Source organism: Alteromonas sp. 009811495 (assembly GCF_028865455.1).
Lineage (GTDB): Bacteria > Pseudomonadota > Gammaproteobacteria > Enterobacterales > Alteromonadaceae > Alteromonas.
The window spans coordinates 835,633-858,255 of the sequence record NZ_CP113972.1 but is presented as its reverse complement, the minus strand read 5'-3'; the positions used below and the strand labels follow the sequence as shown (position 1 = coordinate 858,255).

The 22,623-nt window shown below is 43.2% G+C and carries 23 protein-coding genes and 1 other RNA gene; 14 read left to right on the top strand and 10 right to left on the bottom strand.

What is annotated here, in order from left to right; translation table 11 throughout:
* Positions 1–141: 141 nt before the first annotated feature.
* The 3 genes from OZ660_RS03910 to OZ660_RS03900 all read left to right on the top strand — a co-directional run bounded on the left by OZ660_RS03910 (position 142) and on the right by OZ660_RS03900 (position 3,268).
* Positions 142–861, top strand: a complete 720-nt coding sequence (locus tag OZ660_RS03910; RefSeq protein ID WP_274742618.1) for a hypothetical protein — start codon at positions 142–144, stop codon at positions 859–861.
* Between the two features lie 18 nt (positions 862–879).
* On the top strand, positions 880–1,560 hold the full coding sequence (locus OZ660_RS03905) for a DUF2306 domain-containing protein (protein ID WP_274742617.1): 681 nt from the start codon (positions 880–882) through the stop codon (positions 1,558–1,560).
* Between the two features lie 133 nt (positions 1,561–1,693).
* Positions 1,694–3,268, top strand: coding sequence for a formylglycine-generating enzyme family protein (locus OZ660_RS03900; protein ID WP_274742616.1), 1,575 nt, complete (start codon positions 1,694–1,696; stop codon positions 3,266–3,268).
* 659 nt (positions 3,269–3,927) lie between these two features.
* Here the strand turns inward: OZ660_RS03900 and OZ660_RS03895 are convergent.
* The 6 genes from OZ660_RS03895 to OZ660_RS03870 form a co-directional block, all read right to left on the bottom strand.
* Complete coding sequence (locus OZ660_RS03895) at positions 3,928–4,977, bottom strand: DUF4365 domain-containing protein (protein WP_274742615.1); 1,050 nt, start codon at positions 4,975–4,977, stop codon at positions 3,928–3,930.
* Positions 4,978–5,499: 522 nt separating this feature from the next.
* Positions 5,500–5,851, bottom strand: an RNA gene (gene rnpB / locus OZ660_RS03890) — RNase P RNA component class A.
* A 79-nt stretch (positions 5,852–5,930) separates the two neighbouring features.
* Positions 5,931–7,394, bottom strand: a complete 1,464-nt coding sequence (locus OZ660_RS03885) for a potassium/proton antiporter (protein WP_274742614.1) — start codon at positions 7,392–7,394, stop codon at positions 5,931–5,933.
* A 19-nt stretch (positions 7,395–7,413) separates the two neighbouring features.
* Positions 7,414–9,957, bottom strand: a complete 2,544-nt coding sequence (gene secD, locus OZ660_RS03880; RefSeq protein WP_274742613.1) for a protein translocase subunit SecD — start codon at positions 9,955–9,957, stop codon at positions 7,414–7,416.
* 86 nt (positions 9,958–10,043) lie between these two features.
* On the bottom strand, positions 10,044–10,409 hold the full coding sequence (locus tag OZ660_RS03875; RefSeq protein WP_274742612.1) for a hypothetical protein: 366 nt from the start codon (positions 10,407–10,409) through the stop codon (positions 10,044–10,046).
* A gap of 187 nt (positions 10,410–10,596) precedes the next feature.
* On the bottom strand, positions 10,597–11,253 hold the full coding sequence (locus OZ660_RS03870; protein WP_274742611.1) for an NAD(P)H-dependent oxidoreductase: 657 nt from the start codon (positions 11,251–11,253) through the stop codon (positions 10,597–10,599).
* Positions 11,254–11,519: 266 nt separating this feature from the next.
* Here OZ660_RS03870 and OZ660_RS03865 point away from each other — a divergent pair, with 266 nt between their 5' ends.
* From OZ660_RS03865 to nrtS, 8 genes are all read left to right on the top strand, one after another.
* Positions 11,520–11,873, top strand: a complete 354-nt coding sequence (locus OZ660_RS03865; protein WP_274742610.1) for a hypothetical protein — start codon at positions 11,520–11,522, stop codon at positions 11,871–11,873.
* A gap of 341 nt (positions 11,874–12,214) precedes the next feature.
* Complete coding sequence (locus OZ660_RS03860; protein WP_159623894.1) at positions 12,215–12,691, top strand: YHS domain-containing (seleno)protein; 477 nt, start codon at positions 12,215–12,217, stop codon at positions 12,689–12,691.
* Between the two features lie 6 nt (positions 12,692–12,697).
* Positions 12,698–13,027, top strand: a complete 330-nt coding sequence (locus tag OZ660_RS03855) for a thioredoxin family protein (protein WP_159623895.1) — start codon at positions 12,698–12,700, stop codon at positions 13,025–13,027.
* A gap of 10 nt (positions 13,028–13,037) precedes the next feature.
* A complete protein-coding gene (locus OZ660_RS03850; protein WP_159623896.1) occupies positions 13,038–13,322 on the top strand; it encodes a BufA1 family periplasmic bufferin-type metallophore in 285 nt (94 codons plus the stop codon).
* A gap of 30 nt (positions 13,323–13,352) precedes the next feature.
* Positions 13,353–14,261, top strand: coding sequence for a DUF692 domain-containing protein (locus tag OZ660_RS03845; protein WP_274742609.1), 909 nt, complete (start codon positions 13,353–13,355; stop codon positions 14,259–14,261).
* Entirely contained in the window at positions 14,251–15,000 is a 750-nt protein-coding gene (locus OZ660_RS03840; RefSeq protein ID WP_274742608.1) for an HvfC/BufC family peptide modification chaperone, read from the top strand. The genes OZ660_RS03845 and OZ660_RS03840 overlap by 11 nt, the downstream gene beginning before the upstream one ends.
* Positions 15,001–15,015: 15 nt before the next feature.
* Positions 15,016–15,510 carry a TlpA family protein disulfide reductase gene (locus tag OZ660_RS03835; RefSeq protein WP_274742607.1) on the top strand — a complete coding sequence of 165 codons (495 nt, stop codon included), beginning with the start codon at positions 15,016–15,018 and terminating at the stop codon, positions 15,508–15,510.
* Position 15,511: 1 nt separating this feature from the next.
* Positions 15,512–15,715, top strand: a complete 204-nt coding sequence (nrtS, locus tag OZ660_RS03830; protein WP_274742606.1) for a nitrate/nitrite transporter NrtS — start codon at positions 15,512–15,514, stop codon at positions 15,713–15,715.
* Here the strand turns inward: nrtS and OZ660_RS03825 are convergent.
* The 3 genes from OZ660_RS03825 to OZ660_RS03815 all read right to left on the bottom strand — a co-directional run bounded on the left by OZ660_RS03825 (position 15,712) and on the right by OZ660_RS03815 (position 18,412).
* On the bottom strand, positions 15,712–16,944 hold the full coding sequence (locus tag OZ660_RS03825; protein ID WP_274742605.1) for an alpha/beta hydrolase-fold protein: 1,233 nt from the start codon (positions 16,942–16,944) through the stop codon (positions 15,712–15,714). The genes nrtS and OZ660_RS03825 overlap by 4 nt on opposite strands.
* Positions 16,945–17,022: 78 nt before the next feature.
* The gene (locus tag OZ660_RS03820) at positions 17,023–17,481 is read right to left on the bottom strand and encodes a DoxX family protein (protein ID WP_202263776.1); all 459 of its coding nucleotides are present in this window, start codon (positions 17,479–17,481) and stop codon (positions 17,023–17,025) included.
* 115 nt (positions 17,482–17,596) lie between these two features.
* Complete coding sequence (locus OZ660_RS03815; protein ID WP_274742604.1) at positions 17,597–18,412, bottom strand: AraC family transcriptional regulator; 816 nt, start codon at positions 18,410–18,412, stop codon at positions 17,597–17,599.
* A gap of 104 nt (positions 18,413–18,516) precedes the next feature.
* Here OZ660_RS03815 and OZ660_RS03810 point away from each other — a divergent pair, with 104 nt between their 5' ends.
* On the top strand, positions 18,517–19,569 hold the full coding sequence (locus OZ660_RS03810) for a LysR family transcriptional regulator (protein ID WP_274742603.1): 1,053 nt from the start codon (positions 18,517–18,519) through the stop codon (positions 19,567–19,569).
* 7 nt (positions 19,570–19,576) lie between these two features.
* Here the strand turns inward: OZ660_RS03810 and OZ660_RS03805 are convergent, their stop codons facing one another.
* Positions 19,577–20,494: a PhzF family phenazine biosynthesis protein gene (locus OZ660_RS03805; protein WP_274742602.1), complete on the bottom strand. Its 918-nt coding sequence runs from the start codon at positions 20,492–20,494 to the stop codon at positions 19,577–19,579.
* A gap of 90 nt (positions 20,495–20,584) precedes the next feature.
* On the opposite strand from OZ660_RS03805, the gene OZ660_RS03800 reads away from it, so the two are divergent.
* Complete coding sequence (locus OZ660_RS03800; RefSeq protein ID WP_274742601.1) at positions 20,585–21,508, top strand: LysR family transcriptional regulator; 924 nt, start codon at positions 20,585–20,587, stop codon at positions 21,506–21,508.
* Positions 21,509–21,667: 159 nt separating this feature from the next.
* Entirely contained in the window at positions 21,668–22,615 is a 948-nt protein-coding gene (locus OZ660_RS03795) for a DUF3034 family protein (protein WP_274742600.1), read from the top strand.
* Positions 22,616–22,623: the final 8 nt, after the last annotated feature.

Here is a 22,623-nt window from a genome sequence, read left to right as displayed (position 1 = left end):
CAACGTAGCTGTTTGTCCAAAGCAATACTGACCTAGCATAGTGCCAATAACAAATAATAACGTGCGATTGTTACACTGTGTTACCCAGCCTGCATAAATAGTTAAGTATGATCATCTCAAACGAAATTGAGGAATGGTTGTATGTTTGACATATTTGAGCAAGATATATTTAAGAAGTGTACTTCATCTAAGGCCATCGGCTGCTTAATGTTATTGCAAATGGCTTTAGGATTATTATTAAATTTTTATTATCTCAAGCCTATTCTGGCCTATAACAATGAGACACCCATTGAGGTAATCAATACTATCTTGGGCGTTGCCACGTTGCTTGCGCTTGTAGTGAGTGCACTTAATTTAGTATTTGGATTATTCTTACCTAAACAACAAATTAAGCGTCAATTTCGAACTTTTCGAGTTTTGGTGCTATCAGCCACGGCTGGCATTGTTCTGTGTGCGAATGAATACGCACAGCTTTCGAAATACGTAACATTTTTAACAACAGTAATCGATCTTCAACCTGATACCTCTGCTTCCACACTGGAGCTAATTAGAACCTCAATCGCGGCAGGACGAAACGAAGCTCACTTTTTATCTATTTTTATTTCCAGCACAAGTTTGCTTGTTTTTTATATTTTCTTGCTAAGAGGTCGAATGATACCAACGGTTCTATGCGTATTTGCTATCGCTGCCGCCTTTGGCCAGCTTATCGCGGTAGGCCATACTTTTTTTCAAGCAGCGATTCCCAACATTATCCAACTCCCATTATCCATAACCCAATTGATCGTTCCCTTTTATCTGTTGATGTATGGATTTAAGTCAGATGAATTCCTGCTATCACCTGATAGCCAGTCAACACATTAACAGTCAAGGACGAAGAATATGATTTCTATAGCCGTAGTCATTCACATCTTAGCCGGCGCCATTGTATTGCTTTCTGGGTATGCAGTTATCTTGACTCGGAAGGGAGGCGCCTTACACAAAAAACTAGGTAAGCTATACGTGTCGTTCATGCTAATACTTGGAATAAGTGGGACGATTATAGCTGTCGTGAGAGAGGTTCCCATTTCAATCATGAATGGACTGGTACTTTGTTATTTTGTGCTATCGGCAATTAATGTCGTAAGGCAATCGGATAAGCAAACCAATTTGGTTGATAGATTATTATTTGGCTTTTCCATAATGCTTGTGACTGGTTTTGCCTGGTTTGCATACCAGAGCACCCTAAGTCCTGACGGGAAACTAGGTGGCTTTGGGATCTGGGCTTACCTTATTTTTGGTTGCGTACTGGCATTCTGTGCCATAGCAGATTTTCGCTATTTACAAGTAGGTGGGCTATGTGGGACTGACAAATTGGTGCGCCATTTATGGCGTATGTTTTTTCCACTTTTCATGTCTACTGCCGCTTTCTTTTTGGGACAAGCAAAACACTTTCCTGAAGCCATCAGAACAATTGAATTTCTGATTACTCCTGTAATTTTTGTCATTCTATCAGCAATTTATTGGGTGGTAAAAGTAAAGTGGCTATCGTATCGAAAAGCGTCGCAGCATCAAGCGAAATAACACAGTCGTCAGTCACTGCGAAATCTATTTTTTAATTTTCAATCAAAAACCCAGCCATTAGTCCTAATGACTGGACTATCTAGGAAATGCATTAGCAGATATCGCTGATGCCGCTATGTAAAAAGGAGAAAACGTGAGATCTTATCTATCCATTTTGGGGCTCCTAGCGAGTACTGCGGGTGTAAACGCACAGCACATAGAGCCAGTAATGATTCCTATTGTGAATGCCGAGAGCGGCATAAACATTCAGATGGGAAAATATGAAGTCACTGTAGAGGAATACAAACGCTTCATTGCTTCCACAGGATATGAAGTACCGAAGAAATGCATGCTTTTCAGCCCATCTAGTTGGCCTGATCCTGAAACACCTGCCAATTGGGATCATCCTGAACTTGTCGCAAACTCTTTCAACCCAGTCTCTTGTATTGGAGTTAAAGGAGCCAAAGCCTACGCAAGATGGTTATCAGAGGTCACCGGAAAACCCTATCGACTACCTCAACTTCATGAGTGGCAGTACGCAGCCTCTAAAGGTAAGCATAGTCGCTTTGACTTTGGTGAAGACTACTCGCAAACCGAAATATGCAAATACGAGAATACAGAAGACTTTGCTTCAGTAGCAGGAATTTTACGCGATCATGGTCACCGCTACGATATAAGTGCACAATGTAACGATGGCGCTGTATATCAGACAGTGGTAGGCATGTATCGCCCAAATTCACTAGGCCTGTTTGATATGATGGGTAATGTCAGAGAGTTACAAGAATCTTGCGTAAAGTGGGATAATGATCAGTCTGAAAACTGCTTAGAATATGATGTTGCGGGTGAGGCTTGGCATTGGCAAGCTCGCGGTGTGAAAGTCCCTGACACTATACTGGCTGATTTTTATGGCAGTATTGAAGGCTTTCGGCTAGTGCTAGACAGCACAGAAAGATATCCAATAAGCAAGCAAACGGAAATATTCTTGCAAGAGCTAGATGTTGCCCAAAAAAAAGCAAGAAAAACACACGAACAAATGATGACTTTGCCGAATGCACCTAAGCACGTAACAGGCACGATTGTCTCTGATACACAGACACGTATTGAGTGGCAAGAAACTCAACCTGAAGCTGAGCATTACAGTGTCTATCGCAGTTATCTGGACCCCAATGGAGAGCATAGTCGCGATTGGCAAAAAGTTGCAGACAAAATCAAGACTAATTTCTATGTTGATAACCTAGCTGGAAACGGGTTTGTGAGTTACAAAGTTTATGCAATCAACAACCAAGGTGAAAGCCCAGCTAGTAGGCAAGCGCAATTGGGTAATGCACCTGTCTTTTTAGTGGATCAAAAAATCGAAGCAGAGCAATATTTCGCAGAAAAATTTACTTGGATACAAGATAAAGATGATGCATCTGCGGTGGGCTTTATGCACAATCCAAAACACTACGTGACGGGCCAATTTCCGTTTTTGCCTGCATGGCTGAAGTTTGCCTTTACTAGTAAAAAGAGTGGCACTGGCATGATTGAAGTCCGCGTAAGAGGCGAGGATGGAGCAACTTTTGAAATCTGGCAAGGTCATCACCTAGTTGCCCGTATCTCCCTTTCAAACCAAGAGGGTTTTGCTAACATCCGTCAAAAAGCGTCATGGATTGAAGGAGACTATCCGCTAGAGATACGTGCAGCAAATCAAAAATGGTTTATGCTGGATTGGCTGATATTAAAACCCTAACCCAACTTCGGGTAACAACTCTTTTGTGGTAAGAGCATCTCAAAAAACTCCCCCTTCTTTTTTGGGGGGGAATGGGCAGGGCAGCAAGAAAGTCGGCAACTACAGAAGACAAAAGATCACCTGACATCTAGTTGGCCTTTCATAGTGAGGCGTAAGTATTTGCGATGAAGTGCCAATTGAATACTCTAGAAACTTCCTTAAAACAGGTTGAAAGTGAAGTTCAAGTTGATTTAGTAATCTCCATAGTACCCATAATTATAAAGCAATTAAGTGTCTAGAGAAGTCTGGTCGATTCAGCATGCTTAGTGCAACTCATAAGGGTAGCAACTGTTAATCCGTATTAACACGGAGCTACTTTGGTTTTTTACTCTGGTAAATCTGATTCGCTGTGGCTATTGTTAACAGCAACAAATTTCAGTTCTTTTTACTTTGAGTGAAATGACTCGATCTATAGTTAACCATTCATCCTCTTATATTCGAGTAGCTATTTTAAGCGAACTACTGATCTTCGAGTTTTCGACTAATTGCCTTAGTAATACTTCAATAGCAGAGATCTAATCATACGCACAGCTTATTCAGAAACTGATGTTAGAATGTTAGGTGGCTTTCATCATCAAGAAAGCTCATTACTCAGGCATAGATTGGGCTGGTGCATTGCCTCAGCTCTGTAGTTGCAGTCGTCTTGAAGCTGTCCAGAGCCTATCGAAAGATTCAATGTATTTTTTCAAAACTTCACTTTCTCTAATTTCGTAAGTGAATTCGTGATAGTCAGAGGATCTGCGAGCAAAGATATTTACAAATGTCATTGACGTTTCAAAGAGGACTACATTGTCTATTACGATACTCTTGATGTGCATGTCCGAGCCTGATCGCATTTCAATATCTTTTGAATTGACTTTAGGAGATTTGAAATAGCTTTCTATCACAGCTTTTGACGTGTCGTTCGTGATGAGCTTGACTGCCACGAATTGTGATAGTAAGCAAAGTAGTTCAATAAAGTCTTCATCTACAAACGGTGCGCATATATGAATGCAATGCTTGGCGTTTCGCATGCAGTTGAGCATTGGTGCGATCAGAAGCTCTGGCTCATCTAAGCTTGCTTTTGAAAAAAGTTCTCGTTGGTCAATCTCCAAATACGAATGAACTGACGCATCTTGTACATCTGTTGTCCAAGATGGGAAGTTGTGGCCAACAATTACACTATCGGAATTATTAACTACAGTTTCCTCTGCTCTTTGCAGAAGTTGATTGCGGGAGTCTATGGTAAGTCGGTTGGTAAATGGGACAACAACCTTCCATCCCTTCCCTGTATCCAAAACTGTTGACTGGTTTATATGTTGCCAAAATACGAGTTCATTTGTAGGGTGAACCAAAGTAACAATTGTTGGGAGACTGTGACCCAGCCAGTATTGCTTGTGCCAAGTGCTGAAACGGAAAACATAGCCGGTGCCATCAGTCTCTGTGAAGTAAGAATCACCTGTTTTTATCTGCACAGCAATCAGTTGACCCGTAGGTTCGCCCTCGTCCACCTCTTCAAAGTGCGCATCAATGCCATAGTCAGAAGTTGACTGTTCGCGAAAAATCCAGCCTAACTCACTAAAAACGATTTGACCTACTTTGAACACACCAATTCGAGATGTTTGGTCGCTACGAGCCCTATCATTCTTAGACTTTTCCATCGTCATATCCATTTTGTCGTCCTGAGCCATATGAGAGTTGCTCCTTTGATCTGAGTTTTATACAGCTTTTCGGTCTCTTGAGGAAGGCTGAAGTTGATAATGCGCAGCAACAACTCCAGCTCGAGCAGTATGAATAACGAGAGTGTTTTAGCATCCCGCGTTATAGCCTAGATGTAATTGATAGTTCCTTGGGTATCAAAGCCTCGGTGTTCAGACCGCAGTGAATCAGCGTTTTTGTATTATGACTATCTGCAATTGGCACATAGTTGCCTTTAACATTGGAGAGCATACACCAAATTCTTAGTTTTAAGTGATATTCGGATATCTGAGTATATTTTAGTGCTCAGAAAATTGAATCTAAAGTAGTAAGTTTGCTTTCGAAGGAATAGATAGTTGATTCTTTTTACAGCATTCATAAGTGCGTCAGTTCACCATGGTTCATGGTTTTCACTGGCATTTCATGAAGGCGCGTTTGTCACACAATTTGGCACACCTGTGCCAAATTGTGAATCCTACGCACTAAACCGCTTGTACCTCAAGCGGTTAGTGGAAGAATGGAGTCGGCCGGTAAGCCGGGTTCTGTCGTGGGCAACCATTCCTCTAGATCAGCAATCACTCACTGATTCAAGCAACCTACCCGATCCCCATGCGGGCCACACGTTAAGGGATCCTATTTGGTCTTGCTCCGGGTGGAGTTTACCTCGCCACACTCTGTTACCAGAGGTGCGGTGCGCTCTTACCGCACCCTTTCAGCCTTACCGGCATGCGAACATGCTTAGGCGGTCTTCTCTCTGCTGCACTTGTCGTCGGCTCACGCCGCCCAGACGTTATCTGGCACCCTGCCCTATGGAGCCCGGACTTTCCTCCCCTTTCTTACGAAAGCGACGGTTGCCTGGCCAACTCCGCGGCGCATTCTACATGAAGTACTTATTAATAGCGACAATCAAAAAACACTGCGTTGTGTTCATGCTCTAACAAGGCCGCTACTCTTGCCTAGTGAAAAAACACGATTCGACTGCACTTTTATCGGTTAATTTAGTAATGATAAACACATGATCCCCCTCTTTTAATTGGGTTTTGCCTTTTGGCACCAGCGTTTTTTCATTTCTAGCGATCATGGCAACAACGGTATCTGGTGGTAGCGCTAGTTCGCTTATACACTTGCCCAATGCCGTTGATTGAACGCCAAGCTCAATTTCAATTAACTCGCGTTTATTCTTCGCAATTTTGACAATTTCTAGTGTCTTAGAAGATTCGGCCTTTTGGGCTAACACCAAACCAAGTTTTCGGGCTGCAAGGGGTAATGTAGAACCTTGCAGTAGCGCCGATATTAGTACAATGAAGAACACGACGTTAAAGATGAGTTCCGCATAATCCATATTGAAGATGAGAGGGAAAATTGAAAGGATAATGGGTACTGAGCCTCTTAGCCCAACCCATGAAATTAAAAGCGACGCTTTGAAAGAAAATCGAGTAAGTAGTAGTAACGGCATTACAACCAATGGCCTTGCGATAAAAATCAATACAATCGCTATTAGTAGCCCTTCTTTCCAGTTAACAAAAAGCTCTGTAGGTGTAACTAATAGCCCTAGAATAACAAACATCGCTATTTGTCCAAGCCATGCCAACCCATCTAAAAACACAAAGGTGTTGCGTTGATAAGCAAATCGACTATTACCAACAATAACGCCGGTTATAAAGGTTGCCAAAAAGCCGCTTCCGTTTAAGTTAGCCGCCAAACCGAACGCTAATACGCCGAATAGCATTACAAAAACGGGATACAGACCAATTGCCATAAGTGTAATGCGCCGAAATAGCCATACTGCCAATCCTCCGATGGCAAAACCCACCACAGCCCCTACTCCCATTTGACTTACAAAAAGCACCAGTAAGTCGCTTGGCGTTGTACTGGTGTTTTGTATTAGGGAAATAAGTCCTATGGTAAGAAATATAGCCATTGGATCGTTAGACGCACTCTCAAGCTCCAAAGTAGATTTCACTTTTTCAGGTATGCGAATACCAGCATTGCGCAACACCGAGAATACCGCAGCGGCGTCCGTCGACCCCACTATGGCGCCAATTAGCAACCCTTTGTACAGGGGCAATTCAAGCACGTACATTGCCGTAATCCCTGTGATTACCGCAGTGCCCACTACGCCAAGCGTGGCCAACAATGCAGCGGGCTTCCATGCTTGTACAATCGACTTTTTGGACGTCTGTAATCCACCGTCAAACAAAATAAGAATTAGTGCAAATGTACCGATAGCATGAGCAGCATCAGCATTGTCAAAGAATATTCGCCCGATGCCGTCTTCTCCAGCAAGCATGCCAACGCCTAAAAAAAGCACCAGAACAGGTACCCCAAAACGCGGAGACAGCTTACTTGCCAGCACGCCAATGATGGCAAGTACCGCACTAAGTAATAAAATGTGATCTACTGCAAACATTTTGGGGACCTTTGCTTAACTATGGTATGTGCGCCAGTGACGCTTGAATCTCTTCTGACGTAGGTTTTAACTGTGCTTTTCCTTGTTGCTCGCGACGCACTCCTAACATGTACAGCAAAGTTGACGTGATAAACAATGTTGAAGAGGTGCCTATGACCACGGCAAAAACCATGGGTACGGCAAAACTTTCGACTGCATCGCCACCAAAAAGTGCCATAGGTAAAAGCGCAAGTAGCGTAGTGACCGATGTAAAAACGGTTCGACTTAGCGTACTGTTTACTGCGTCGTTGATGGTGTCTGCCAGTGGCTTTGTAGGGTCTATACGCAGCAATTCACGTATGCGGTCAAGCACGACTACTTTGTCATTAATTGAATAACCAATGAGTGCTAAAAGCGCAGCAACAGCGGTTAAATTAAACTCGATGCCTGTAAGCGCGAAAAATCCAACCGTTTTAGTAAGGTCGAGCAATACCGTTAACAGTGCCGCAGTTGCAAAGTGCGCCTCAAATCGCGCCCATAAGTAGACCAACATTCCCGCTCCCGCTATTAGCAGTGCCAAAATGGATAGCTCAGCAAACCCACCACTTACTTTCGGACCCACAACATCTACCTTATCGAACGAAACGTGACTGTCAGCGTTTTGTATCGCGGCTTTAAGTGAGTCAGTATAAGATACCTTGCTACCATCAACTTGCGTGTTACTCTGCGCCTCTGCTAGCGGTGCGCGCAATAAATAGTGATGCTCGCTGCCATACTCCTGGATTGCCACCTGTTCAAAACCGCTGCTTCTTATTGCATTGCGCAGTTCGTCAGTTGACAACTTAGGGGCCGTTAGCTCAATCATGGTACCGCCCGTAAAATCAACGCCATAGTGAAGCCCCGGTTTCGCAAAAAGGCCTATCGACGCCATCGTTAGCACAACAGAGAGTGTCAGCGCTATTTTGCGTTTCGATAAGAAGTTAATGCCTTTTAAACTGTCACTCATTCGTAGCAATGGTGATGAAAACGTTAAAGGCGTTCGTGTGGCCGGCTTACCTTTTCGGTACTTCACAACCCAGAGCATCAACATTTTTGTTAATGCCACTGCGGTAAATACGGAAGAAATCAAACCTAGCGCAATGGTGATGGCAAAGCCTTTTATTGGCCCGCTACCAAACATAAAAAGTAAACTTACTGCAATGAGGGTAGTAAAGTTTGAGTCCACAATAGTGGCAAAGGCTTTATCAAAACCGACATTGATAGCACTAGTTGCAGGGCGCCCTTTTCGGCTCTCTTCGCGGATGCGCTCATTTATGAGGATATTGGCATCCACTGCCATTCCCATTGTTAAAATAATCCCCGCAATACCAGGTAGTGTCAGTGTGGCACCAAATAAGGTGAGAGCGCCAAATACTAAGCCCATGTTAATACACAACGCAAAACTCGCAATAGCTCCCCATCGTCCATAAATCGCCACCATGAACGCGAGCACCAATAAAGCACCGGCCACACCACTTTCTACGCCAGTTTGAATAGCGTCACTGCCCAAATCGGGACCTACTGTGCGCTCTTCTACAATATCAAGTGGTACAGGTAGCGCGCCCGTTCTCAGCATAAGGGCAACATTATGCGCCTCGGGTAACGTAAAATTACCTGTAATTTCACCACGTCCCCCAGGAATCACACTATTGATAACGGGGGCTGTTACCACCTTGTCATCTAGCACAATAGCAAGCACTCGACCTATATTTTCCCGCGTCATGCTAGAGAACTGTTTCGCCCCTGTACTATCTAGCTTAAACGTAACTACAGGTTGGCCTGTTTCACTGCTGAGCACCCCGGCAGCATCAGTGATATGCTCACCTTCTAGAGCAACGCGCTGCTCTAGACGATAAGTATTGCCCGACTCATCTTGTTTTGTCATTGATGCTGTGGACTGGCTATTTGCTTGCCAGTGAAACGTCATTTGTGCAGTGGTACCCAATAGTTTTTTGACCTGAGTGGGATCCGACACCCCAGGCATTTGCACAAGTATGGCATCACTGCCTTGTAGCGTTACGCTTGGCTCTGTAAGTCCTGTTTCATTTAATCGTTTTCTCACCACCTCTACACTTCGATTAAGCGCATCTTTAAGTAGCTGCTGGGTATACAACTCACTTAGTGCAAGATGAACGTTAGCATTGTCGATGCTAACGTCTAACGCCCCATAGCCAGATGGTTGCGCAGATACCTGAAATGCAGTTTCTTTGACCTTTCGCGCATCATCACTATTACGAAGGGTAAAACTGATACTGTTTGATTGATCGCTAGACTTCTTTGAATAACGAATATTGGCGTCTCTTAACGCACTAAACAAATCGCTTGAGAAGCTATCGAGCTGCTTTTTGACAAGTGCATCGGCATTAGCCTCAAGCAGCAAATGAGAGCCACCCTGCAAATCTAAGCCCAAAGATAATGTATGTGAGGTGTACCACTGAGGTAATTGTTGGTTTATTGAATGTGGTAATAGGTTGGGTAATGCGCTAAGTAAGCCAAGTATGACAATAAGCACATACACAACACCACGAATAGGTGATCGTGTCATTGAAAGTCTTCCTAAATTTAATATACGGCACAACGACACTGCGAGTAATTGCACTATCGCCGATGGTGGTACCCGTGAAGTACCTTTTACGCGTTATGAAAATCTAGAAAGTGAGGAGGGCCCCTTGGGCGAGGGTAGTTATAAGACTGTTTGCCTTTGTTATGCGGTATTCCCGCGAAAGGCACTTCAACAATACGCGATGGCACATTGATAAACATGTAGGAAGGTAAAGCATCTACATCATCAGTGCTATCAAGCGTTTGGGCTGTAGCGATAAGCCTTAAGCCATTAAAGCGTAACGAATAGTTATTGCCAGAGTGGTTAAACTGAGCAAGCGGTGATTGAGTAGTAAACCCCACATCTTCGGCAATACTTTTACTTTGAAAACCAGCGCTAAATACTAGGCACGACAACACCCATGCCAAAACAAGCGGCATGTAGTGATAAAACATTGGACGTGAAGCATTTGGTTTCAGAGCAACTACTCTATAAATTTTTTATTGAGTGCGATTGATACTACGCATTAAATGTGGGGAATAAAAGACATTACTCAAGGTAAAGCATAACAATTTTCTTTACCGCCTAAAAAAGCCCTAGTTGTCTAGGGCTTTATATAATTGCCATAAAGCGAAAGCCTCATTATACGACGGCAATCACATCTTCTTTTGCTAATCGGGCTTTTGGCAAGCCATAATTCCAGTCTTCTTCTGTATCTGGGTAACCCATGGCGAGGGCTACTTCACAAACGTGACCATCTAGTTCGTCTTTAAACAGCTCGCCGATAAGGTCAGGGTCTACTCCTTCCATTGGTGTAGAGGCAATACCTAACCGAGCTACGGTGTGAAGTACATTACCCAAAGCCAGATAGACTTGCGCTTTTGTCCACTGTGCATTGTTGCCGTTGTCATCTGTATTCATTTCAGCAAAAGCATAAGCTCCCATGAAATTTTCACGCATAGATTCAGGCAAGTGACCTGATGACACTTCAGCATCTACACGTTTTACAAACTTTTCTTTAGTGAATTTAGGATCGTATGCAAACAAAATAATATGTGATGCTTCTTTTGCATGATGCTGATTGAATTGATGCTTGTTAGCAAAGGTATCATGCAAGCGCTGCTTCGCCTGCTCACTCTCAACAACCACGAACTTCCACGGTTGAGAGTTGATAGAAGACGCAGATAATCTCATTGCCTCAAGGATTACATTGAGGTCTTGGGCATCAATACGCTTGTTGCTGTCATACTTTTTGACCGTATAACGCTTGTTGAGATCTTCGATAATCGGATGAGACATAGCTAACTCCTCTCAATGTCATTTAAGGGTTTTGTAAACTGAGCGCTATGGTAATAAGTTTGTTTTTCAATGATAAGACGGGTAAAAGCGGAATCAGTTTCTGTCATTTTTTGAAAATAAAAACGCGCTGAGTGTCGCTTCTGCGACAGCCATTTATTAATGGCAGCTCGACCTTGAGACGATCAGTTTTATTTTTAGTACGAAATGCCACACACAGTAAACCATTTGCTAATACAGTGAATGATATTGTTCGACAAGAATTTCGTATGATGGAATTAAAAGATTTACATGACGCCACGGCTTTTATATTAAAAAACAAGCCAAGTATTTTTTGGTACAAAATTGCAAACCGAATTTTTAATGGCGCATTGATGGAAAAGATATCGCTATCATTATTCGCGAGCCTCTGTAAAAAGATATATACCGAAAATAACGACAGTACAGTGGTAATTACACTAAAAAAGCAAAAGCATGTAATTAGTCAGAAAGAGTTTATTTTGTTGTACCTTTCTAGTTACCAAGAATTGTGCACAAACCAGATATCAATCATTTTAAAGCAAGAAGTGAGCGATATCGAAACCACATTAGCCAGAACAAAAAGCAAACTTACGAATCAATAGCTTAAGCACTTAAGCCGCCAATTTAAATTTCACGTCAGCATTCACATCAACAATTCAATCATTTCTTTGCGTATGATACTTTCTGTTTTGTTACTTTCTGTGTTGCTACTTTCTGTCTTATTACTCTTTGTTTTTAGTCTCTCTTCTGACCCCGCGCCTTGCACTCATTTACAACACGCTTTTATCCAGCAGTCTCATTTTTTTATTTTCAACTTTGAACAATTTGTCGATCTTTCTAGATGATCGGTTTCATTCGCGCGTTTTGCATTTGCTTAAATATATTTCAGAGATTGAGGTCGTCTCTTCTCTCTAAATTTGACTGGTATATTAAGGAAACGAAAATGAAAGTATCTAAAACGCTTAAGTTAATTGGCGCAGCAAGCGCACTTATCTTCAGTAGCTTCACCTTCGCCTCTGCGGTTAACGTTGAACAGAACGACGTGGCAATCCACGGTTATGACCCTGTAGCTTACTTTGTTAGCAACAAAGCAGTAGAAGGTTCTGCGCAGTACACTGCAACGCACGACGGCGCTATCTACCGCTTTTCTAGTGCTAAAAACCGTGACCTTTTCAAATCAAACACCGATAAGTATGCACCTCAATTCGGTGGCTACTGTGCAATGGGTGTTGCGCTAAACAAAAAGCTAGACGTAGATCCAAGCGCCTTTTTAATCAAAGGTGACAAGCTTTACTTAAACCTTAACAAGCAAGTACAGAAGAAATGGATGGAAGACATTCCAGGTAATCTAAAAACGGCTTACCGCGTATGGGATGGCATCGAAACCCTTACTGTTGCTGAAGCGAACGCTGAGGACTAAGCCAACATGAATTTAGTACCTGATGATTCACATGCAGGCACTACTATCGCAGAGCCTGAATTGGTTCTGCTTTATTTCACTGCTCAGTGGTGTGCACCTTGCAAACAACTTGGTCCATCGATGTCAATGTTAACAGAAGCCTACAAAGCGAAAGTTCGCGTAGTGAAAATTGATGCTGATGAAAAGTTTGAAATGATGAGGGAGCTTGGGCTAAGAGCCATTCCCGCATTAGTGCTAATGCACAGCGATAAACGATTAGATGAACGAATTGGCCTGCAGTCGTATAACGACTTGACTCAATGGCTAGATTCACACATCCAGCTTTTGAAAAAATGAGGAAAAATCAATGGATAACAAGACTAAACTAGCCGCTGCGGCGCTTGCTGTAGTGCTTACAACGTCAATTACCGCGCCAGTGCAAGCTGCTGCAAAAGAAAAATGTTACGGCATTTCAGCAGCGGGCCAAAATGACTGTGGAAACTTAGCTGGCACACACTCATGTGCAGGTCAGTCAACTGTCGACAATGATCCAGGCGAATGGAAGTTGGTTGCAAAAGGTACATGCGAATCATTAGGTGGCATGCTCAAAGCGGAAGCGAAACGTCGCTACCAGCAAAACAAAGAGCAATAAGCGCAAGTTTAAAGGCGGTGGAGACTACTTATGTCAAACAAAGATGAAGCGCAAACTACATCAAATACTCTACCCAATTTTGGTGTTGGCTTGCGTCATCAGCATTATTCCGACGCGTTGAATGACAAAGTAGACTCCACCGACTTTATTGAAATACATGCAGAGAACTTTTTCGCTGAGGGTGGAAAACTTATTGATTATCTCGAGGCTGTAAACGCGCGATATCCAATGAGTATTCACGGCACCGCTATGGGTTTGGGCTCAGCAAGTGGTGTGCCTGTTTCCTATCTACGACCTTTTAAGCAACTCGTGGAGCGAGTAAATCCGATTCATATTTCAGATCATGCTAGCTTCAGTTGGGGCACGATAAACAACCAACCTGTGCATTCCGGTGATTTGCTTCCGCTCACCTTCGATAGGGCCCATTTAGATATACTGGTGAATAATGTTGATCACGTCCAACAAACACTCGGTAGAAAATTGCTGGTTGAGAATATTGTCAGCTACTTAGATCACGCTTACGACCCTATGTATGAATGCGACTTTTTATCTGAACTCGTATCAAGAACACAATGTGGTTTATTGGTTGATATTAACAATATAGTGGTAAATCAAAGAAACTTCGCACGTACTTCAAAAGACGTGATACCCGCAGCAACAAGATGGTTGTCTTCTATTGTGTCAGATGCAGTAGAAGAAATTCACTTAGCCGGCAGCAGTAAACCACCAGCAGGCGAGCTTATTGTTGATGATCACAGCCAACCTGTAGATGAAGAAGGTTGGATGCTGTACCGACACGCAACCACTTTATTTACCAACGCTTCAACCCTTATAGAGTGGGACAACGATTTACCATCGTGGCAGGAACTCAATGCTGAAGCGAAAAAAGCGCGAAAGTTCCATTCAACACTGAGCGAGTTAAAGGACGATGAAAAATAGCGACCTCACTCCACTGCAATACCAAAATGCACTGATCGACTCAATTTTTACAAATGAAGATACCGTGTTACTCAGCGATAAGGCGAAACGGATTTATCGTAGTAACCTCATTCATACTGCTCATAGAGCGTTATCGATAAGCTATCCTATTTTTGAATCGATGGTGGGTGAGCAAGTCACATTGACACTCGCTATACGACTACTCGCGCAGGAAAAGCCACGCCATGGAGATTGGGCACAATGGGGTTCTTCACTCTCTTTGCTTGTTGCAAATAGCGAGCTTAATGACGCCCACCCTTATTTAACAGATGTCATCGATGTAGAGTGGAAACTTCATACTGGCTTTAGAAAAGCACGGCGGCCATTTGACCGCGACAGCTTCAGCGCGTTAGCCAAAGACGATTTAGGCAACGTATTTATCGAGCTGCAAGACGGTGTTTCTATCATTCAAAGTCCATATGCGTTAGACAGCTTTAGGCGAATGCAAACTGACACAACCTATGAGCCTCAGCAGGACACGTTGCTTGCCCCGCAAGGTTTCTATTATTTTATTATTTATCAAGATGAAATGGGGTTAATGAGAGTAGAGCGTACGTCAGAGGTGACTTACTTGTGGCTGCACGACATTCAAAAAAGTCACTCTCTTGAATATTTGCTCGACAAGTATCCTTCATTCGACATGCCCAGTTGGCTTCAAGAAGCTATTCAAAAACATTGGCTTGTTTCATTAATATCATAGTATTGAGAACCCAACATGTTTAACTTAAAAAGTGTTGCTTTAATTTTCTTACTTATTGCTGTCGCATACCCATTCAGCACTTATGCAGAGGCTGAATTCCGCGCTCCAAACTTCACCGTCTCAACCATCAATGGTGAGCAGTTCGAGCTTAAGGACAAGTGGCTAGAGAAACCGACTTTACTCTATTTTTGGGCTACGTGGTGCCCATACTGTAAAAAAGCGACACCTTCATTAGTTACCATTCACACTGAGTTTTATGACGCTATCAATGTTATTGGTGTCAACGTGGGGATAGAAGATGAAGAAGCAGACATAGTCCGATATATGAGCGAATATGACATCGCGTTTCCCATCGTTTTTGATCAATCACACGAGATAAGCAATGCTTATCAAGTCATAGGGACACCCGTTATTGCTATTGTCTCAACCGAAGGTGAATTGTTATACCGCGGTCATACATTACCCGTAGGGTTTATTGATTACCTAAGAAGTATTAAAGAAGGTGACTAGCGTGTTTTCACACATAAGAGACAACTCACCATTGCTGCTTCGCGCCGCGAAAACCGCAATGGTGGTGGGTACAATCTTGTTAATCATAAATCAGTACGAAGCCTTAATTGGCGTAACACCGATTAACACGGTTAAAGCCGTACTGAGTTATTGCGTTCCGTTTTGTGTATTTCTATATGGCAGCAAAACTCGCGTCAATCCTTAAGGTAGCTGCGCCGCGTCGGTGAGCGATGTTTTCAACTGCTTTAGCTTTGTTCTATCTTCATCTGTGAGCGTGGCATTCAGCGATAGACCGGTATTTACCGCTTGCAGTGCCTGTTTGTACTTACCTAACTGTTGAAGTGCTAAAGCCTCGAGATAATAGGCTTTTGGCACCTGCGGTATTTTCTCACTTAACCATTGAGAAACCGACACCGCTTGATGCCAATGCTGTGCGTTTACAAGATATTCGATATGTCCGGTTACACTGTTTTGGGTCCAGTACCCATGAGTAAACGGGCGTATGTTGAATTTGTATTTTTGTTCAAGAACTTGATGAAATTGCGTTAAAAAGGTTAGCGATATTTCTGGTTTCTCGCGCAGTAGAGGGTAATTTGGCCGCCATAGCGACATAGGAAAGAGCGTAGACATGGCTTGAATAATTGCAACAGACGCGTGTTCATAGTGTTCGGTTTCATCATGAATAATGGCATGGAGGCCAAACTGACGTAACGATTTGTCTTTTTGAAGCTCATCGAAAGGGACGGCTCTTTCCGGCTCATTGTCTCGGTCTTCAGAAGCCAGGCTTAGATAGAGAAATCGTCCTTTGCTTTGTTTGGCTTTTCTGACTAGAAGCTTTTTAAGTGACGTCTCACTATGGTTGAATGAGGACGTTGCTAAAAAGTCTGCTGCCATAGCAATATGTGCAGAAAAAAGCGGTGATTCATGCAAATAGTCATAAATGACATTGGTCGATGTAGGTGAAAGACCAATAATCGCGCGATAGTCATTCACGTTAGTGAGGTTTTCAATATAGGGAATGAGCTCTTTGCGCATAAAGTTGTCGAAGACTTCGGGTTTGCTTTGTGAAAACACAACAGCATCCCCGGACAAACGTTTTAACGGCACTGCAAAACCGAATCGTTCATGAGCATCCCGCGCTCTTACTCCCACTATAACGGCTTTGGGGGCTAAACCTCTTTCCCAGCGCAGTTTCAACGTAGAAACCACAACATCAAACAATACGTTGCTGTCGAGAACATAAACCGTTGGCAAAGCGATGGGTGATGCATCTATGTCTTGTGGAATGTAGATGTCAATAACACGCTCTCCTTTCAAATACTCTGAAGTAAAAAGGAATTTCTCGCCCAGCAGGCGTGTTTGTCCATCTGCCAACGCATTGGTGCTTGTTACAAAAAGAAGTATCCCTAACCAAACTACGCTACGAATTTGCATTGTCTTCTCCATTAATAAAAAAAAGCGCAGCTTTCGCTGCGCTTAAAAAGGGAACGGCCTAAAAACAATCAGTCGCGCTTAGTCAAAACGACTGGCTTTTTTCTTAACAAGAAAATCCACAGACAACTTGCCCGCTCCCCAAAAAACGATGTGCAGCAAAATTACGCCCCAAATAATGTGCTCATTAAGTGCTGCTGGCGGCATATCTTCTAAACTCATCACCGCAACTACGTTAACAACACTTAGCGCTAATGCACTAAAACGACTCGCAACACCAAGTGACAGCAAAATTGGAAAAACAATTTCACCAAACGTCGCCAGATAAGCGGCAAGGGTAAAAGGCAGTAGAGGCACTTGGTATTCGTATTCAAACAAGAATAATGTTGATTCAAAGTCAGCAATTTTAGTAAGGCCTGAAGCCCAGAAAACCCAAGCTACATACAGCCTTCCTAGCAGACTAACTAATGACTGAGGCGTTGATAAAAGCGTCGATAGATTCTCGAACAATTGATATGAATTGGCAGTGAGTGACTTCATAAGTAATCTCCTAAACGTGGTGTTTGACTAACTGCGTGCTACCAACAAATATTACTTTTTTCGTTTCAACAAAATGAAACCAAGCGTACTTCGAAAGTGACAATTCGTTTAAATATCACGCATTTTTCAACCATTCTTTAGGCGATAACCCCAAGCGCTTTCTAAAAATTCTTGCCAGTGCAGAGGCATGCTCATACCCCACTTTATTGGCCACAATACTTACCGGCACATTATCTTTTAACATCTCCTTGGCAAGTGCTATTCGCACATCTGTAATATAGTCGTTAGGTGTAGTGCCTACCGTTTCACGAAACAAAGTGGCAAATTTTGAACGAGACATCGCGGCAACATCAGCCAAAGAATCAACGGTCCAACTTTGTTCAGGCGCACCGTGAATTGAGGCAATAACTTTTGATAATTGAGGGTGTGTTAATGCGGCAAGTACACCACCTTGTACCATTTGGTTGTCTAGTACGTAGCGCAACACTTGTAGTAAGAACATTTCACTAAGTTTGTCGATCATGGCAAGCCTAGCCACAGACTGGTTAAACGCTTCTTCAAATAACCAAGAAGCAGTGCGACCAATATCGTCATGCAGAGACAGCGGCAGCACCAAAATATCAGGTACTGCATCGAGCAATAGTTTTTTATCAACCGATTCAATAATAACGTTGGCACATACCAACTGTGGTGCGTCAACGTTGTCAGAGATTATCCTGTGAGTTGTGGGGCCAGGCATGAAAATAACCGAAGGTTTGTCGACAGTAATCTTTCGGTTATTGTCTAACACTAAGGTTAGCTTTCCGCTTTTCAGCAAGTGAAGATGCCCGTTATTATCTCCTTCGAAAGATTGGATGCCGCACAACTTACCACTGAAAAACACATCGGCTTTGATAGAAATTTTGCGAAGAATTGTAGCGATGTTTTCCATTGGATTAAGCACTCAAAAAGTAATGAGACCAAAGCGAAGACATTCACTTGGTCTATTGCACAATAGCGACAAGCATAGCGGTAAGTTTATTTTAGAATGAAACAATGCGTACAAAATACTTGTCCGAGAATACGCAATGTTGCTCATCGGTCTTCCCTAAACCTATAGATAGGATAGACTCAATAAAGGCAACACCGATCAGTAAATGGAGAATAACGTTGGACAGGCTAACGGCAATGCAGGTGTTTGTAGCAGTGTTTGAGAGCGGCAGTTTTTCGGCCGCCGCCAGAAAGCTCAACAAGCCCCAAACCACAATTAGTCGCCAAGTGAAAGATCTTGAAGAATACTTGGGTGTTCAATTGATTTTAAGGACAACACGCACGCTCTCGCTCACCGAAGCAGGCCGAAATTATCTCTCCTGTGCAAAAAAGTTGCTCGACTCATTAAATGAGATGGAACAAGAAGTGAAAGGGGAATTCAAAGAGCCCAAGGGTAATTTAACGATTACCGCCCCCATTATAATGGGAAGGATGCATGTATTTCCTTTGTTAGCTGAGTATATGAGCGCGTTTCCGGATGTATCGGTGAGATTGATATTGACCGATCATAACATGCATCTTTATGAAGACCTTGTCGATATTGCCATTCGAGTTGGTAACCTCCCCAATAGCGATCTTGTTGCAAAAAAAATAGGAGAGGTACATAAGATTTTATGTGCTTCGCCAGAGTATATAGAACGAAATGGTATGCCTGAATCGCCACAAGCTTTAAGTCATCACAGTGTAATTACCTTTGAGGGGCTCGATTCAACAACGCGATGGCGATTCAGTGAGCATGGCAAAGATATTGACGTGCCAGTTATGTCACGAATGAAAGCAAACTCTACTGATATTGCGGTACTCAGCGCCCGAGAAAGCCTTGGTATTGCGCGCGTTCTTTCATACCAAGCCTTACCCTACTTGATGAATAACGAGTTGGTGCGCATTCTCAACGAATATAATCCACCTGCGTTGCCGGTTAACTTACTCTTTATCAGGCATGATCCACTGCCTATTAAACAACGTAGTTTTATTGATTTCATGGTACCTAGACTGCAAGCGCGATTAGCCGACGTTGCGCGCGATTGGCATTCCCTTGACCAGCAGAATGCCAACTGATGATAAATCAAAGTTCTATCTCAATGTCTTGCTGAACCTTGCCTTTCCCGCCGGCCATTAGCCCCGTAATTTTACCGTTTGAGGTAGTAAGGTCCACACTAATCAAACTCGGCGATGGCGGTGCCATGAATTTGCCCTGCTCTATCTGAAATGTTTGCTTCTTTATACCTACAATATCATGCAATACACACGCTAAAGGCCCTGCTGCCATGCCCGTTGCAGATTCTTCTTTTATGCCATAGCGCGGCGCAAACATTCTGGTTGTCGCATCTTTATCTGTAGCACCGGGATTGGTGGTAAAAAGGTAGTAACCAACAAGATCCAGTTTATTACTGATAGTCTCTATTGCATCAAAGTTGGGCTCGAGTTGTTGTAACCTCGTTCCTTCTTTTACACCAATAACGATAAAGCTATTACCGGTGTTAACCAGTAGTGGGCTTACTGTCACGTCCAAGTCTTTTGTCGAAAGTCCAACTGAGTCAAGAACGCTATCTAGCGTAACCCCTTGTTTCAGCCAGTCTGAGGGGGCAGTATACCTTGGGCTTAGTTGCTCCATAAACGCCATTGTACCTTTAATTGAAATAGCTCTTGAGCCATCAACCGTCTCTTTCGATGTCATGCCCTCTTGTACTATCCCCTTCTCAGCCATGTAAGCAAAGGCCGCTACCGTGGCGTGTCCACAATGAGCAATCCGACGCACGGGGGTAAAGAAGTCTAACTTAAAGCCATCACTTGTCGAATTAGAAACAAAAGCGGTTTCAGATAGGCCTAATTGCGCTGCAACTTTTAGCATTTGCGCTTCGCTTAGCGCGTCTGCATCAAGCACCACGCCAGCAGGATTTCCTCCTATTCCGTTGTGAGTAAAACCACTAACAATGTGTGCAGAGATTGTATTTCCCTGCGCCTTAAAATGAGAAATTTTCATTATTTTCACCCTTCACAATAGATTAAAGTCGTTACAGAGAATATGCTTATTTATGTTAACTAAACACTCATATAAACATGTGAAAAACTCATGAATAGAACTCATGTCGATTTGGCCAAACTGGTACAAAGCGCTCCTTTGCTCGCAGCAATTCATAGCGAGAGAAGTTTTACTAAAGCAGCCGAAAAGCTTGGTATTGACCAGTCAGCGGTAAGCCACAGAGTAAAATCAATTGAAGCGTCGATTGGCTTTGCCTTGTTTAGTCGCACAACTCGGCAATTAGCCCTTACTGATGCCGGACGCATTTTATGTGAGGCAGCAACATCGTCTGTTGATCTGTGGACGCAGGCTTTAGCACAGTTAGAGAGAATAAATAAAACTGAACAAATTCAACTGTCTGTTTCTTCCTCTCTAGCAATGAAGTGGCTTATTAAAACACTACCAAGTGCTAAGCAATACGGTATCAGCGTTGCACTTAATGTTGATGATGAGCTTGTTGAGTTTGAGCAAAGTGGCATTGATGCCGCAATACGGTTTGGTGTAGGTCCCTTTCCTGGTCATTATGCTGTGCGTATTTCAAAGTGTGCCTTACAACCTGTAGTAAGTCCCCACTACGCCTCTTCTATCCTTCAGTCGGAGGAAGAAAGTTCAACGCTGTTATTAAACAGCAATACTGTGTTCCTTGCAGACCGAAAAGGAGAGCATGACAAAACGCAGTACAACTGGGAAACCTACATTAAAAAAGCGAAGCTATCGATTGACCACTTCGGTGTTTCTTACGAATTCGACCGAGCGGACTTGTTGCTACAAAGTGTCATTAGTGGCTTAGGTGTAGGGCTAGGCCGCACACTGCTCATCGAAGATGATATTAACCGTGGCTTTTTAAAGCCTATTGGAAAAGCGGTTTCAATTGACGCAAGTTACTGGCTAGTATGCTCTGCAAACTTTGCTCAAACTGAGCGTTTTGAAAACTTACAGCGCTGGCTTAGATCGCTTGTGTGCACAACCAACTAACACTAACCAGTAACAGCCAAATATCACTCTTATGACTATAGGGATCATAATGGGTTGTCATAATGGGGAATCATTGCGGGTAGTCATAGCGTACATAACAACGTACAGTAGACACTCGTTCTACCCACCAGAAAAACAAATATAAAAGGAATGGCGAACATGAAGAAATACGTTTTAGCGCTCGCTGCACTAAGTGCCCTAACAGTGAATGCTGATACGGGCTCGCGGCTTATTGCTTCAGGTGGCATTACTTCGATAGAGGGCGTTGCAGGTGGTGGTATCACGCCTTGGGCTTTTATCGGCGGGTACGCGAGCAAAGAAGAAATCTCTTACAATGCAAATTTGCAATACTTAAGTTTAAACGACTATTCGCTCACCACTGCGGGAGGGAGTATTAGTTTCTATGATCGCGTTGAAGTAAGTCTTCAGCGACAGAAATTAGAAATAGCATCAGGGTTAACCAGCAATGTATTTGCATTACTTACTGACGGCGCTATTACCAACGCTAATTCAGCCACCATTGAGCAAGACATTTTAGCCGTTAAAGTGAAACTATTTGGTGACGGTGTCTTTACTCAAGACTCTTGGATGCCGCAAGTTTCTGCCGGTGCACAGTATAAGAAAAATAACGATTTTGACAGCTCGCTAAGCCTGCCAGATGGCAGCGTACCGCTACCTAATATTGGCGTACCTCAATTACTCGGCGCCAAAGATGACAGCGGTACGGACGTATATATCACGGCCACCAAGCTTTGGTTAGGTGCAGTAAATGGCTACAACTTGCTAACGAATGTAACCGCTCGATACACCAAAGCAAATACACTCGGCCTATTAGGTTTTGGCTCGCAAACTGATGACGACGCAACTTTGGAATGGGAAGGCTCGCTTGCACTTCTTATAAGCCCGACCACTGCAATAGGCGCTGAATTTCGAACTCAATCCAACCGCCTTGGTGGGCTCGGGGAAGAAGATACGATTAGCGATATCTTTGTTGCTTACTTCCCCAATAAATCCATGTCACTAACCGCTGCTTATGTCGATATGGGAAACTTGCCGCTGCAACAAAGTTCAAGTGGTTTTTATCTTACCTTCAATGCCAACTTTTAATAGGGAGG

Excerpts from the sequence above, each read along its gene's own strand:
- OZ660_RS03870 (WP_274742611.1), bottom strand. The coding sequence starts at position 11,253 with ATGTCTCATCCGATTATCGAAGATCTCAACAAGCGTTATACGGTCAAA.
- OZ660_RS03865 (WP_274742610.1), top strand. The coding sequence starts at position 11,520 with ATGATGGAATTAAAAGATTTACATGACGCCACGGCTTTTATATTAAAA.
- OZ660_RS03855 (WP_159623895.1), top strand. The coding sequence starts at position 12,698 with ATGAATTTAGTACCTGATGATTCACATGCAGGCACTACTATCGCAGAG.
- secD (WP_274742613.1), bottom strand. The coding sequence starts at position 9,957 with ATGACACGATCACCTATTCGTGGTGTTGTGTATGTGCTTATTGTCATA.
- OZ660_RS03840 (WP_274742608.1), top strand. The coding sequence starts at position 14,251 with ATGAAAAATAGCGACCTCACTCCACTGCAATACCAAAATGCACTGATC.
- OZ660_RS03905 (WP_274742617.1), top strand. The coding sequence starts at position 880 with ATGATTTCTATAGCCGTAGTCATTCACATCTTAGCCGGCGCCATTGTA.
- OZ660_RS03835 (WP_274742607.1), top strand. The coding sequence starts at position 15,016 with ATGTTTAACTTAAAAAGTGTTGCTTTAATTTTCTTACTTATTGCTGTC.
- OZ660_RS03895 (WP_274742615.1), bottom strand. The coding sequence starts at position 4,977 with ATGGCTCAGGACGACAAAATGGATATGACGATGGAAAAGTCTAAGAAT.
- OZ660_RS03800 (WP_274742601.1), top strand. The coding sequence starts at position 20,585 with ATGAATAGAACTCATGTCGATTTGGCCAAACTGGTACAAAGCGCTCCT.
- OZ660_RS03815 (WP_274742604.1), bottom strand. The coding sequence starts at position 18,412 with ATGGAAAACATCGCTACAATTCTTCGCAAAATTTCTATCAAAGCCGAT.
- OZ660_RS03795 (WP_274742600.1), top strand. The coding sequence starts at position 21,668 with ATGAAGAAATACGTTTTAGCGCTCGCTGCACTAAGTGCCCTAACAGTG.
- OZ660_RS03850 (WP_159623896.1), top strand. The coding sequence starts at position 13,038 with ATGGATAACAAGACTAAACTAGCCGCTGCGGCGCTTGCTGTAGTGCTT.
- OZ660_RS03845 (WP_274742609.1), top strand. The coding sequence starts at position 13,353 with ATGTCAAACAAAGATGAAGCGCAAACTACATCAAATACTCTACCCAAT.
- OZ660_RS03810 (WP_274742603.1), top strand. The coding sequence starts at position 18,517 with ATGCGTACAAAATACTTGTCCGAGAATACGCAATGTTGCTCATCGGTC.
- OZ660_RS03875 (WP_274742612.1), bottom strand. The coding sequence starts at position 10,409 with ATGTTTTATCACTACATGCCGCTTGTTTTGGCATGGGTGTTGTCGTGC.
- OZ660_RS03805 (WP_274742602.1), bottom strand. The coding sequence starts at position 20,494 with ATGAAAATTTCTCATTTTAAGGCGCAGGGAAATACAATCTCTGCACAC.
- OZ660_RS03860 (WP_159623894.1), top strand. The coding sequence starts at position 12,215 with ATGAAAGTATCTAAAACGCTTAAGTTAATTGGCGCAGCAAGCGCACTT.
- OZ660_RS03820 (WP_202263776.1), bottom strand. The coding sequence starts at position 17,481 with ATGAAGTCACTCACTGCCAATTCATATCAATTGTTCGAGAATCTATCG.
- OZ660_RS03885 (WP_274742614.1), bottom strand. The coding sequence starts at position 7,394 with ATGTTTGCAGTAGATCACATTTTATTACTTAGTGCGGTACTTGCCATC.
- OZ660_RS03910 (WP_274742618.1), top strand. The coding sequence starts at position 142 with ATGTTTGACATATTTGAGCAAGATATATTTAAGAAGTGTACTTCATCT.
- OZ660_RS03825 (WP_274742605.1), bottom strand. The coding sequence starts at position 16,944 with ATGCAAATTCGTAGCGTAGTTTGGTTAGGGATACTTCTTTTTGTAACA.